Raw genomic sequence first — 13401 nt, 5'->3', positions numbered from 1 at the left:
TTATTAAATTTTGTATCCAACCGCAAAATCCCCCTAATACATTAATTTTCAATTAGCCTTATTTTAACATTTTTCCTTCGTCATGAGAGTCATAAGTTGTAAAAAAACAGAAAAAATGTTCTGAACAGTAAAAGGTTCTTTCATTTGTAAAGGATATGCGTAAATGTCCAGCTTTTTAGACTGGTTGTACGAATTTATCATAATTTATTGAAGATTTTTCATAGTTTTTGAAGGAGAATGTCGAATGGCATAGAAATAAATAGTTGAAATTTAAAAATGAAGGAGGAAATGAGATGAAGAAAGCTTTAATTCTCTTATTTGGAGGTATCATGGCATTCACATTATTTGTTACTGGCGGCAATACTGCGAAAGCGGCTGGGCTTCCAAATACGTCTGGTACTGCAGCAACATCTGGTGATTGCGGCTGTCATGTTACCATCATAACCGGAAAAGAAAGGAACAAATTGGTTTCGCATTTATTAAAAACCCATGAATTCAAAACGTTGAAAAAAGAAGCGAAAAAAGAAGGCTATTCATGGAATGGAGCCCATGATATTCAAGTGATCAGAAAAAATGATACCGGAGAAATATTAATTGGGGTTCCTTTTACGGATCCGAAGGGGAATGTTGTTATGTTTGTGTTTAATAAAGACGGACATTTCCTTGGAACATCGCCAGCAAACTAAAGAATGGAAAGATCCCAGCCAAACGATGGTTGGGATCCTGTTTTTCATACGTTTACATTTTCTCTTAACCTATGTTTTAACACCTTACCGCTTGCATTCCTTGGCAAGATATCGAGAAAGACAACTTCTGCAGGTACTTTATATTTTGCTAGCTTCTTTTTACAATAGGCGAATATCTCTTCTTCAGATAGGGTCCATCCTTCCTTGAGCACTATATATGCTTTGGGAACTTCACCGTAAATTTCGTGATTCACCCCCACAACCGCTGCTTCTAAAATTTCCGGTAATTGATATAATACTTCTTCAATCTCAACAGGATAGACATTTTCCCCGCCGCGGATGATCATATCCTTCTTTCGGTCGACAATGTATAACAATCCATCTTCATCAAGCCGTCCTAAATCACCACTGTACAGCCAGCCATTTTTGATGGTTTGGCGCGTTGCTTCTTCGTTCTTCCAATAACCTTTCATAACCTGGGGACCTTTGACGATAATCTCGCCTACTTCACCCGTTGGAACCGAATTTCCATCATCATCGACAACCTTGACTTCTGTCATCGGCAGCGGTTCTCCGACAGAACCGATCTTTTCTAAGGCATAATAATCTTTTAACGTGGTAGCACCCGGAGAATTTTCCGTCTGTCCATATAAATTTTGCACTTTAACATGGGAAAACTGTGATTTCACTTTGCGGATTAACTCATACGGCATAGGTGCTGCTCCGTAAGTAAACAAGCGTAATCGAGATAAATCTGCCTCTCTCATTTTCGGTGTGTTTAATAGAATGCTATACATGGCAGGAACTCCAAAGAAAACCGTAACTTTTTCTTTTTCCATGGTGACAGGGGTTTGTTCTGGAGAAAAAGCTTCTTCGATAATCACCGTACCGCCTTTATAAATGGTGGGAACGCTGAAACAATGGCTGGCGGCACAATGAAACAGCGGGGTTGAAATTTGCATCCGGTCATTTGATGTCAATTCCATAGAATCAGACCAAATCTGGGTAATGGCTCGGACATTTGCAGCCGAAAGCATGACACCTTTTGGCTTGCCAGTAGTGCCGGATGTATAAAAAACAACTGCTGTATCTTCTTCAGCAATGTCCGGCAGCTGAAATGGCTTAGAATCATCCGCTAGAACGTTCAAAAGCGTCTGCTCGCCGCTGACTGATAAGCGGTCTTCAAACTGATCAATGATGTGGGGAATCTCGCTTAATACATCTTCAAGCTGGGGATCGTAAATAAGGGCTTTTGCATCTGAATGGCTAAATATGTATTCTACCTCCGGTGCTGCTAATTTTGTATTGACAGGCAGAATTGGAAATCCGCCCAGCTGGCAGGCAAAATAACAGATAAGAAAATAATCTGAATTATTTAAGTAGACCGCAATCATGTCATCTTTAGAATACCCTTTGGTTTGGAAATAAGCGGCCAAATTTCGCGCCTGACGGTAAAATTCCCCGTAAGTTGTTTCCCTTCCCTGAAAGACGGTAATCACTTGATCTGGTTGTGTTTTGACTAACTCTTTTAACTTTTCAAAAACAAACATTGTTCACCCTCCTTAACAAAAACATATCTTTCTAATCTAAATAATATCAATTTTCTAAAATTTATTCACCTGTTTTTTGAAATACAATAAAAAAGAGGTAATCCTTCACCTCTTTTCATCCGATTTGTTCCTCGGTAGTTTCCGTATTCAATAAGGACCGTTTATTCGGTATTATTGTTAAGTTTGATTTTTTAAGTAAGTAATGTAAATGTTCAATCGGCATTGCGCCGCGGCCTTTGCCGTCTTCTAGCTTGAATTGAACAGTCACCCCATTATTGGATAAGACCGTAAAGCTTTCAGCTGAGTTAAAGTAACCTTGGATCCCTTGCGATATTTGATATTTTGAACCTTCTTCGATCGACATTGTGCCTCTCCTTTAACTGTATTTTCTCCCATAGTATACCTCTAAGATGTTTATACATACATAAATTTTCCATTGCCAAACAGCGGGCATTCACCCACCCTCCTTCTTTCGCATATTCTATGCTGAGAGGAGGTCCTTTAAATGGAGCTGTTTACAACAGAAACAATTTATAGTACAAAACTGGAATCATGGAAACTGGATGCATATGAAACATTCGCAGCGAAAATGACCGACAAGGACAACTTGTTTCCGTGTATACCGGCAACTACAGGTCATCGCTTGAACCACTTTTGCTACGGCTTTGTACCTGCTCCATATAATGATTTAGCCGCAATCCAGTTTGCCCGGTTATTGAAAGCCTATTCGGAATGTTATAGAGAAATTGGCAACTATACTTCTCTTGTCATTTTTTATGAACCATGCGAAATGGAAAATGGGGACGTAGAACATTATGAACAGCTTTTCTGGGCACAATTAAATCGATTAACTGAGCTTGATTCAGTAGAATGGCCGAGCCAAATTCCCCAAGATCCACACGATCCGTTATGGGAATTCTGTTTTCATGGGGAGCAATATTTTGTTTATTGTGCTACTCCATCCCATAAAAATCGCAACAGCCGGCATTTCCCTTATTTTATGCTGGCCATTACGCCAAGATGGGCCCTTGAAAGATTTTACGTCTCTCAGAAAAACGCAGCCAGAATAAAGGCAAACATTCGGAAACGGTTAGAACATTATGATTCCATCCCTATTCATCCGGCTTTAAATACCTATGGAAATCATGATAATTACGAATGGCAGCAATATTTTCTACATGATGATGAAACATCACTATCAAAATGTCCCTTTCATCGAAAAGCAAAAAGAACAGGTGAATGAATCATGCCTGTTCTTTTCATCGTTTAAACGCGAATTTGCCCTGTTCCTCTAACAATTGCCTTTGTCGAGGTAATGGCTTTTAAGCCCATCGGTCCGCGGGCGTGGAGTTTTTGGGTGCTGATGCCAATTTCCGCCCCGTATCCAAACTGCTCGCCATCTGTAAATCGAGTGGAAGCATTGTGATATAACACAGCTGCGTCCACTGCTTGAAAAAATAAGGAAACGTGATTCTGGTCTTCACTGATAATTGCCTCAGAATGTTTTGTTCCGTATGTGTCAATATGTTCAATTGCTTCACGTACGTTTGCAACTCGTTTTACGGCTAAAATAGGTGCCAAAAATTCCGTCTGCCAATCCGCTTCTTGTGCCTGCTTCATAAATGGATAGGCTGCAGACAACGGTTCATCACCGCGGAGTTCAACTCCTTTTTCGAATAAGACCGCTAAAAGATCATCCGTAAATGGCCAGTTTTGATGAATCAATACAGTTTCTGCTGCATTGCAAACGGAAGGACGCTGCAGTTTTGCATTTAATACAATCTCAATCGCCATGTCTTTCTGTGCCGATTCATCGATAAAAATATGACAATTGCCTACCCCTGTTTCCAAAACCGGAACCGTAGCATGTTGGATGACGGATTGTATTAAGCCAGCTCCGCCCCGGGGGATGAGAACGTCGAGATAGTCATTCAGCCTAAACATTTCCGATGCTGTTTCGCGGCTTGTATCTTCCAAAAGCTGGACAGCCTCTGTTGGAATCGCTGAAGCCGCTAAGGCCTCCTGCATAACTCTAACGAGCGCCCTATTAGAATGGAATGCCGAAGAACTTCCTCTTAACAACACGGCATTCCCTGCCTTCAAGCAAAGACATGCGGCATCAACCGTTACATTCGGCCGCGCTTCATACACCATACCAATGACACCGAGCGGTACTCTGACTGTTTGAATTTCGAGCCCATTTGGACGTTTCCAAGATTCAATGATTTCTCCAACAGGATCCTCGAGACGGATGACTTGACGAATTCCATCCGCAATTTGCTCGATTCTTTCATCCGTCAGCAAAAGACGGTCTAAAAGTGAAGCAGAGAACCCGTTTTCTTTTCCGTTTTGGATATCTTTTGCGTTCTCCTGTATAATCCATCCTTTTTCAATTAAAATCCGGTCTGCTATTTTGCCTAATGCGTCATTTTTTTCTTCGGTTGTTAGCATTGCCAGCCGTTTGGATGCTGATTTCAGTTTTTGAGCCTTTTCTAATAATTCACTCATTTTAGGTTCATTCCTCCCGCAGTTTCACCCAATTATCCCGATGAATCACTTCCGCCCGCCGGTTGATCGAATAGATTTTCGATTGTTCGCTCGGCAAGCCTTTGGCTTTTACTAAATTCTCTGATGAGTAATAAATCATCCCTTTGCCAACTATTTTGCCTTTTTGATTTCGAACTTCCACAACATCGAGAGCATTAAATTTGCCAATGACTTTTGTTACGCCTACCGGAAGCAGACTTTTGCCCTTTTGAACAATCGCTTGTTCAGCGCCTTCATCGATTTCAATAACGCCATCTACATGTGAATGATAGGCAATCCATTGCTTGCGCATCTGCATCTGGGTTTGAAATGGTCCGCCGATATAGGTCCCATCTCCCTTCCCGGCCAAAATATCGATAAGCTTTTCCTTCCCTGACCCTGTACCGACAAATACACTGACACCAAGGGATAATGCTTTTCTCGCTGCCTCAAGCTTTGATCTCATCCCGCCTGTTCCAACTGCTGAAGTGCTGCCACCAGCCGCTTTCAAGAGCTCTTCCGATACCTCGGAAATAAAATGATACTTCTTCACCGCTTTCGAATAGTTCGGATTGCCATCATAGATCCCATTCACATCTGTTAAAATAATCAAGGCATTCGCATGTAAAAACCCGCTCACAAGAGCTGAAAGCATATCATTATCCCCAAAGGTCAGCTCGTCAATCGCTACCGAGTCATTCTCATTAATGATCGGAAGCATTCCTCTTTGCAGCAGCTCCTGAATCGTATTGAACAGGTTGTGAAACTTGACTTGGCTATAAAAATCCTCCCTGGATAATAAAATCTGTGCCGGCATAATTCCATACTGTTGAAACAATTGAATATAATGCTGCATCAACAGGCCTTGACCGACACTAGCGGCAGCCTGCTTTCCCGCATTTGTTCTCGGCCGGGACCGATACCCCAGGGAGCGAAACCCGGCCGCCACAGCGCCGGAGGAAATTAAAATGACGTCATGCCCCTGTTCTTTCAAGAAACTTAATGCTTCCACATGATCGCGCATTTTTTCATCCGAAATGGTTCCGGATGCTGTCGTAAGCGAACTGCTTCCGATTTTTACAACTACTAGCTTTTTCTTCATTCTATAACCCTTCTTTTTCATAAATAAAAAAACGACTCTTCTGTCCTATTACAAAGGACGGAAAAATCGTTTCCGCGGTACCACCTTTATTGATGCGCGGCCTTGCGCACCCTCTCTTAGCCTTAACGCCGGCAAACGGCTTATGTTGGCATAAGCAGATTCTAATTGGGCAGGTTCAACGATCTTTCCATGAGAAACCTTACAGCCTATGGGTTTCACTCTCTTTCATGTTCCAAAAGTTTACTAGTCCCAATTCCATTCTCAATGTAAAGTTTCTTTGATTATCCACAGAAAATATGAAAAAGTCAATATATTTTTTTGAAAAAGATTCTCCATGAACCATTGCTGAAAATGAGCATAAACTAATATGCCAATGATGAGCGTATGTAATCTATAAGTAAGATGTCCTTTTCAAATTTTAAGGAGGTTCTTTCCAATGAGTAACCTGAATTTCTTGCAAGTAAATCAAAAGTTTAAAAGTTATTATCGCACCCTTCTTGATGCTAATTACTATTTTCGCAATCGACCTGAATTACAGGGGACCAATCAAATAATCGCCGAAATGATTCTAAACTTTATCGGGACAAATGGAACAACCTTTCGGGAAATGAACCCTGAAGAGTATGAAAGAGATTACCGGATATTTGAAGATGACTTTTTAAATATCATTGAAAATAGCGTTCAAAACCACATTGATTTTCAAACATTTTCCATGCTAATTGATGAAATAATCGGTATTGCGCAGCTAAGAGCCTCTACACGTCAAAAACTGAAACGAAACAATCAGGAACGTTTGCTTGAAAGCTTGGGAATGGTGGTCATTGCAAACGGTCAAGAATCATCTTCTGAAATTTATGGGACAATTGTCGATGAAGATGATAGGGAAGAAGATGCTCCATTTATGCTTGAGGGGCCAAAAGCGGAAGAAGCCAATGAAGGCGAATTTGAATACGAAGAAGAATTCGGCCAGCCATAAGACAATAATCACACGATAATGAACGAAATCTCATGGATGAAATATACAGACAATACAATTATTTATAAAAGCTAAAAACGAGCACTTGTAACCAGATACAAGTGCTCGGGTAGATTATTTTATTTTAGCAAATGAATCATTCAAGACTTTGACCAGAAAGTGTAGATCCTTTTGCTCAATTGATAATGGAGGTGCCAAGGTTAATACATTATTGTAACCTGCTACTGTTGCCCCATTTTTTCCGATTATGATTCCCAGGTCTTTGCAGCTTGCAATCACTTGATTAATGATACTAACATCAAGTGGCTCTTTTGTGGTTTTATCCTTTACTAATTCAATGCCGATCAATAAGCCTTTACCGCGGACATCACCAACAAATGGATGGTCTTGAAGCAAGTTTTTCAAGTGGTTCAAAAGCTGTTCACCTAAATCCCGGGAACGTTCAAACAAGTGTTCATTTTCCATAATTTCGAGATTTTTCAGTGCCAGGGCACAGGCTGCAGGATTACCGCCAAATGTATTGACATGCCGGAAATAATCGTATTCTTCCGTTCCTTTAAAAACTTCGTAAATCTCTTTTTTGACAGCAGTTGCTGAAAGCGGCAGGTAGGCACTTGTGATTCCTTTAGCCATCGTGATCATATCAGGCTTCACATCATAATTCATAAAGCCGAATGGTTTGCCCGTACGACCAAAACCGCATATAACTTCGTCAACAATTAACAAGGCCCCATGTTTTTCACAAACTTCCTTTGCCGCCTTCATATATCCGTCCGGAGGAATCAGCACACCACCTCCGGTAATAATTGGTTCCATAATCATGGCGGCGATGGTTTCGCTTAATTCCCATGTCATGGTCCGGTCAATTTCTTTGACAGCTGAGAGTTCTTTTGGATCAGTAACATTTTCTGCGTCTCGATAAGAATCCGGTGGGGACACATGGATAAATCCAGGTGCCAAAGGTTCATATTTGAATTTGCGCTGTGCCTGGCCAGTCGCAGCCAGGGTTCCCATCGAATTGCCATGATAGGCGCGATAGCGAGAGATGATTTTGTAGCGGTTATATTCTCCTCTTTGCTGGTGGTACTGTCTAACTATCTTAAAAGCTGTTTCGTTTGCTTCCGATCCGCTGTTTGAGAAGAAAATCACGTATTCCTCACCCAGCATTTCATTTAGCTTTTCTGCCAGTTTGATAGCGGGAACATGGCTTTGCGATAACGGAAAATAGGCCATTTCCTTCAATTGTTCATAAGCTGCCTCTGCAAGCTCCGTTCTCCCGTAGCCAACATTGACACACCAAAGACCTGCCATCGCATCCAAATAACGTTTGCCATCTACATCGGTTACCCACGAACCTTCTGCCTTCTCTGCAACAATTGTCGCTTCTGGATTATAAGGTTTCATGGCATGCCAAACATATTTTTCATCCTTGGACAATAAAGAATCTTTTGAGCGGCTTGTTTGAGCCATTCCATTCCCTCCAATCGATGTACTATGACATCTTTTATTCAAATCGAGACGTAATCATTTTCTTTCGTGTATAGAAGTTGATGCCATCTTTCCCGTTCACATGGAGGTCGCCGTAGAAAGAGTCCTTCCAGCCGGAAAATGGGAAGAAGGCCATGGTTGCGGGGACGCCAACATTAATGCCAAGCATTCCGGCATCGGCTTCTTCGCGGAACTTGCGGACTGCTTTGGCGTCGTTCGTATAGATTGTAGCCCCATTGCCATAACGGGATTGTCGAATATATTCAAGTCCTTCATCCAAATCTTTTGCACGAAGCAAGCTTAAAACAGGTGCAAAGATTTCCTCTTTAGCAATCGTCATATCCGGCGTCACATGGTCAAAAATCGTAGGGCCAAGGAAATTACCTTCTGGAAGATCGTCCATTTCGTTCCGGCCGTCCCGTAACAATTTCGCTCCTTCTGCCACCCCTTTTTCAATATAGCCAAGTACTTTTTCACGATGTTCTCTGCGAATAACAGGGGTGAGAAGAACTTCTTCATCCATTCCGTTCCCTATGATCAATTCATCGGCTTTCTGTTTCAGTTGCTTAACAAATGGTTCGTTTTCACCGACAACGACCACGGCACTGCAGGCCATACAACGCTGCCCGGCACTGCCGAATGCTGAGCTTATAATATGCTGAACGGCTTTATTGATATCCGCATCCGGCATGACAATATGATGATTTTTGGCTCCAGAAAGCGCCTGAACCCTCTTTCCTTCTGCCGCCGCCCGCATATAGACATATTTTGCTACGGGCTGTGAGCCGACAAAAGAAATCGCCGCAATGTCTTGATGCTCAAGCAGCCCGTTCACAACATCATGGGCGCCATGCACAACATTTAATACGCCTTTTGGTGCACCGGCTTCCGTGAACAATTCTGCCAAGCGATTGGCCAAAATTGGTGTCCGTTCTGATGGCTTTAACACAAATGTATTGCCGCAGGCAATTGCAAGAGGGAACATCCATAAAGGTACCATCATCGGGAAATTAAACGGGGTGATTCCGCCGACTACCCCTAATGGGAAACGAAACATTTCAGAATCAATATCTTCAGCAATTCCAGATAAACTTTCCCCCATCATTAATGTCGGTGCACCAGCAGCAAATTCAACACATTCAATGCCTCTCTGCACTTCGCCAAACGCTTCTTTGTATGCCTTTCCATTTTCCTGTACCACCAGGCGAGCCAGTTCTTCGTGATGTTCTGTTAATAAGTGGTGGAACTTGAACATAATTCTTGCCCGCTTTGGAACTGGGGTGTTTTTCCACTTCTTGAATGCTGTTTTAGCCGCAGTAACCGCCGTATCCACATCTGATTTCGCCGATATCGGAACTTTTGTAAGCAATTCATTTGTTGCAGGATTTACTACATCCAGCGTTTGACTACTGTTTGCATTCACCCATTCACCATTAATAAAATTTTTTAAGACTGTGGTTTCATTCTTCGTAACAGTCATTTCTCGGCCTCCTATGATCGAAAATTCTCCTGCTATATTCATTATCTCGTAACCCAAAAATTGATTCATTAGACATTTCGTAAAAAGGTTTCGGCAAATCTTCAACATTTTGCAAATCTATTATTGTGACTTCGCGTGATGCTTTACAGTGCTTTGTTCGTTAGAAAATAAATAATCATAGACAAGCAGCATAAATTCAATTGCTACCCGTTTTTCATGTTCCATAAAGTCTTCCCCAAGTAAGTTTTCGAGCTTTTGCAGGCGGTGGTATAGTGTCTGTCTTACGATATATAGTTTATTGGAAGTTTCCTGCTTGGATCCATTGCATTCCAAATAGACTTTTAATGTTTCTAAAAGTTTGCCATTGTATTTTTCATCATATTGGATCACAGGGGATAAATATTCCGCAGCAAGTTCCTGAAGGTCCGTATGTTTGCTTAATTCAGAAATCAAACGGTATAAATGCAGATCCTCATAAAAATAATATCCTTGTTTATTTGTCATTTTTTGTTGAATTCTCAAAGTTTCTTTTGCTGTTTGATAGCTTCTATGTATTTTGCATAATGAATCTATAAACTTACCAGCAGCTATCGTCAGCTTTACCGAGTTTTGCTTACGGATAAACTCGGAACCATGAATTTGTTCAATAGCTTTTTTAATCCGCTCCTTCAAGTTCTTTTTCGCACGATGATTAATAAGGATCATAATGAGCTCATTTCTTTTTTCTACTGTAAATACAACAAAACCATGCTGTTCAAAAACCGAGCGAAATAATAATTTTAGATACGTTATATCCTGGAAGAGTTTATCTTTTAGTGGCAGCAGTTTGGAAATCAATACAACAGATTCAGATGATTTAACTTTCAATCCATTTTCTTCTAGATAGTCGTGAATTGTTCCAAGTGAATGCTCCCCTTCCAGCCAGCCATGAAGCCATTCAAATTCTTCCACCCGTTTTTTCTCTTCTACATACAAATCCCGCTGCAGATGCTGGGCTAAGGCGGTCGCGGTACGGTCTAATATTAATAATTCGTATTCGCCAATCGGTATATCCTTTGAATAGATCAATAATTCTGCATACTCCTGGCCAAACAGGAAGATTGGCGTACAGGCGAAATGAGTAGAGTTTTGGCCGCCAGCCGATTCAAGCTCTTTGAGGATGGCTATTTTCTCAGTGCGGTTTATATCAGGTACAAATTCATAGTCTTGATTTTTAAAGCGAAACAGAATTTGGACATCAAGTGCAGAAAATATAAACTGTAAAATGTCTTCATAACTGTCCATGGTTAACAGGCGCTTATTTAAGCGTTGTGAGTAATTTTCTAAATCGGAAATTTTTTGATATTGCTGATTGATGATAATCGAATGAATATCCTGGGTAATTTCGACAAACGGAACTTGGGTTTTAAAAACGATGATGGGGAATTGATACTCGTTGGCGATTTCAAGTACATCTGCTGGGATTTCGGATAAATGTGTTCCCATCTCAATGCATAGTCCTGCAGCTTGGTTCTCTACAAATTCGAGAACCATCGAACAAAACATTTCAGGATGGTTCTTCCAGGCAATTCCTGTAGATAATATAAGTTCATGCCCTTTTAACAGATTACGGATTGTAGTTGCTTCGACAACATGAACCCATTTTACAATCCGCTGGATGCCCTCTTTTCCGGCAAGAATTTCAGCGTGTTCAAAGTGCCGTCGCCGCATTACATCCGCAACTTTTAATTGAAAATGTTCCTTCATTGCATCCGCTCCTTTTGTTTTGGCTGCATGTGAAATAGTGGAATATTTTTGTGGTTATATTTCGTTCGGCGTGGTTCCGTTTCACTTCATCGCAAACTTTTACGTGGAAGACTGGAAATGTGTATGAAAGAGGATTGGCAGTTGGACCAATCCTCTTCAAATAATTAATGAATGGCTTGGTTCTGTTTGATTAATAGACTAGAAAAATATTTTCTCGCATTGGGTGTGGCGATGAGTAAGGTTTCTGTTTCCTTTCCATCAGGGTGTACAAAGGTAACCGAAGCACCATTTAAATGCTCGCTGACAGAATGAATGCGATACCCCTTCTGAATCAGAAAATCTATTTTGTCTCGTTCTTCCAGAAATTGTTTGTTTTCGGACATCAAATCCCTCCAGCTGAAAGACTAGATTGATAGTGTTTCATTTTGATGAATCGGAGCATTCATATTGAATTTTGCTCGTTTTAAATATTGACCTGAGCCAGGTTTGCCGACAAACTGTTTATCTTTGATCACATACTCTCCACGAACTAACACGGAAACCGGCTCTCCTATAACTTTCATCCCCTCAAAGGCGTTATAATCTACCGCCATATGATGGGTTTCTGCGGATATAACCCGTTCAATATTCGGATCAAAAATCACGATGTCGGCATCTGCTCCAATGGCAATCGTGCCTTTTTTCGGGAATAGTCCAAATAGTTTAGCGGCCCGGGTGGAAACAAGGTCAACAAATTGATTCAGACTGATCCGCCCTTTTTTTACACCTTCTGAGAATAAAATCGTCAGCCGGTCTTCAATCATAGGGCCGCCATTCGGAATTTTCGTGAAATCTCCGCGTCCGAGCTCTTTTTGCCCTTTAAAATCAAAGGAGCACTGATCGGAACCGAAAGTGTGCAGCTCGCCATTTTTCAGGGCATTCCAGAGAACTTCCTGGTTCCATTTTTCTCTAAGCGGCGGAGACCAGACATATTTGGCTCCTTCGAAATTAGGCTTTTCTAAATAGCTTTGATCAAGGACTAGATATTGCGGGCAGGTCTCTCCCCAAACATTAAACCCTTTCTTCCGGGCTTCTGTAATTTGCTTCACGGCTTCAGCACATGAAACATGTACGACATATAATTGCGAGTCAGCGAGACCGCACATTCTGGCAGCCCGGCCAGTTGCTTCCCCTTCCAATTCTGCCGGCCTTGTCAAAGCATGATAGATGGGGTCGGTCTTTCCTTCCGCGAGTGCCTTTTTCGTTAAATAATCAATTACATCCCCGTTTTCCGCATGGACCATTACCAAAGCGCCAAGTTCCTTTGCCGTTACAAATGTTTTAAAAAGAGTTTCATCATCTGACTGGAACACATTTTTATAGGCCATGAAGACTTTAAAGGAAGTAATTCCTTCATCATGTATTACTTGGGGAAGCTCATTTAACACCTTGTCATTGATTTCAGAAATCATCAAGTGAAAGCTGTAATCAATCACCGCTTTATCCTTCGATTTCTCATGCCATGTTTGAATGGCATTTTTAAGCGGCTCTCCTTTATTTGTTAAGCAAAAATCAATAATCGTTGTAGTTCCGCCAAAAGCAGCAGCAATCGTGCCTGATTCAAAATCATCCTTTGTTACAGTACCGCCAAAAGGCATATCCAAATGGGTATGAGGATCAATTCCTCCTGGAAAAACAAGACAGCCCTTGGCGTCAATGACCTCTGCACCAATGGCTGATAAATTGGTGCCAATTTGTACAATTTTTCCATCCTCTATTAAAATTTCTGCCTGGTAAGTATCTGAAGCAGTAACAATTGTGCCGTTTTTTATAATTTTTTTCATTCCGGTACCCCTCCTAAGCTCATC

The 13401-nt window shown here is 41.3% G+C and carries 12 protein-coding genes; 3 read left to right on the top strand and 9 right to left on the bottom strand.

What is annotated here, in order from left to right; translation table 11 throughout:
• Nucleotides 1–293 precede the first annotated feature (293 nt).
• Nucleotides 294–686, top strand: a complete 393-nt coding sequence (locus BFU02S_RS10740) for a hypothetical protein (RefSeq protein ID WP_066370286.1) — start codon at nucleotides 294–296, stop codon at nucleotides 684–686.
• Between the two features lie 44 nt (nucleotides 687–730).
• On the opposite strand, the gene BFU02S_RS10735 is transcribed toward BFU02S_RS10740, so the two are convergent.
• Nucleotides 731–2236 (bottom strand): class I adenylate-forming enzyme family protein, encoded by a 1506-nt coding sequence (locus BFU02S_RS10735; protein WP_066370283.1) that lies wholly within the window; start codon nucleotides 2234–2236, stop codon nucleotides 731–733.
• A gap of 115 nt (nucleotides 2237–2351) precedes the next feature.
• Nucleotides 2352–2600, bottom strand: a complete 249-nt coding sequence (locus tag BFU02S_RS10730) for a hypothetical protein (RefSeq protein WP_066370281.1) — start codon at nucleotides 2598–2600, stop codon at nucleotides 2352–2354.
• Between the two features lie 141 nt (nucleotides 2601–2741).
• Between BFU02S_RS10730 and BFU02S_RS10725 the strand changes: the two genes are divergently transcribed.
• Nucleotides 2742–3479 carry a YqcI/YcgG family protein gene (locus BFU02S_RS10725; protein WP_066370278.1) on the top strand — a complete coding sequence of 246 codons (738 nt, stop codon included), beginning with the start codon at nucleotides 2742–2744 and terminating at the stop codon, nucleotides 3477–3479.
• A 23-nt stretch (nucleotides 3480–3502) separates the two neighbouring features.
• Here the strand turns inward: BFU02S_RS10725 and BFU02S_RS10720 are convergent, their stop codons facing one another.
• Together BFU02S_RS10720 and proB are read right to left on the bottom strand one after the other, a co-directional pair.
• Nucleotides 3503–4744 carry a glutamate-5-semialdehyde dehydrogenase gene (locus tag BFU02S_RS10720; protein ID WP_066370276.1) on the bottom strand — a complete coding sequence of 414 codons (1242 nt, stop codon included), beginning with the start codon at nucleotides 4742–4744 and terminating at the stop codon, nucleotides 3503–3505.
• Nucleotides 4745–4751: 7 nt separating this feature from the next.
• The gene (gene proB, locus BFU02S_RS10715) at nucleotides 4752–5864 is read right to left on the bottom strand and encodes a glutamate 5-kinase (RefSeq protein ID WP_066370273.1); all 1113 of its coding nucleotides are present in this window, start codon (nucleotides 5862–5864) and stop codon (nucleotides 4752–4754) included.
• 436 nt (nucleotides 5865–6300) lie between these two features.
• Here proB and BFU02S_RS10710 point away from each other — a divergent pair, with 436 nt between their 5' ends.
• Nucleotides 6301–6840, top strand: coding sequence for a hypothetical protein (locus BFU02S_RS10710; RefSeq protein ID WP_066370272.1), 540 nt, complete (start codon nucleotides 6301–6303; stop codon nucleotides 6838–6840).
• A gap of 114 nt (nucleotides 6841–6954) precedes the next feature.
• Here the strand turns inward: BFU02S_RS10710 and BFU02S_RS10705 are convergent, their stop codons facing one another.
• From BFU02S_RS10705 to hydA, 5 genes are all read right to left on the bottom strand, one after another.
• Nucleotides 6955–8310, bottom strand: a complete 1356-nt coding sequence (locus BFU02S_RS10705; protein WP_066370266.1) for an aspartate aminotransferase family protein — start codon at nucleotides 8308–8310, stop codon at nucleotides 6955–6957.
• A gap of 34 nt (nucleotides 8311–8344) precedes the next feature.
• Complete coding sequence (locus BFU02S_RS10700) at nucleotides 8345–9808, bottom strand: CoA-acylating methylmalonate-semialdehyde dehydrogenase (RefSeq protein ID WP_066370264.1); 1464 nt, start codon at nucleotides 9806–9808, stop codon at nucleotides 8345–8347.
• Nucleotides 9809–9928: 120 nt separating this feature from the next.
• Nucleotides 9929–11554 (bottom strand): PucR family transcriptional regulator, encoded by a 1626-nt coding sequence (locus BFU02S_RS10695; RefSeq protein WP_066370261.1) that lies wholly within the window; start codon nucleotides 11552–11554, stop codon nucleotides 9929–9931.
• A 164-nt stretch (nucleotides 11555–11718) separates the two neighbouring features.
• Complete coding sequence (locus tag BFU02S_RS10690) at nucleotides 11719–11937, bottom strand: hypothetical protein (RefSeq protein WP_066370260.1); 219 nt, start codon at nucleotides 11935–11937, stop codon at nucleotides 11719–11721.
• Between the two features lie 21 nt (nucleotides 11938–11958).
• Nucleotides 11959–13377: a dihydropyrimidinase gene (gene hydA, locus BFU02S_RS10685; protein WP_066370289.1), complete on the bottom strand. Its 1419-nt coding sequence runs from the start codon at nucleotides 13375–13377 to the stop codon at nucleotides 11959–11961.
• Between the last annotated feature and the right edge of the window lie 24 nt (nucleotides 13378–13401).

Source organism: Neobacillus fumarioli NBRC 102428 (assembly GCF_001591485.1).
Taxonomy (GTDB): domain Bacteria; phylum Bacillota; class Bacilli; order Bacillales; family Cytobacillaceae; genus Neobacillus; species Neobacillus fumarioli.
Note: the sequence above shows the minus strand (reverse complement) of the source record. Positions and strands in the feature narration are given on the sequence as shown.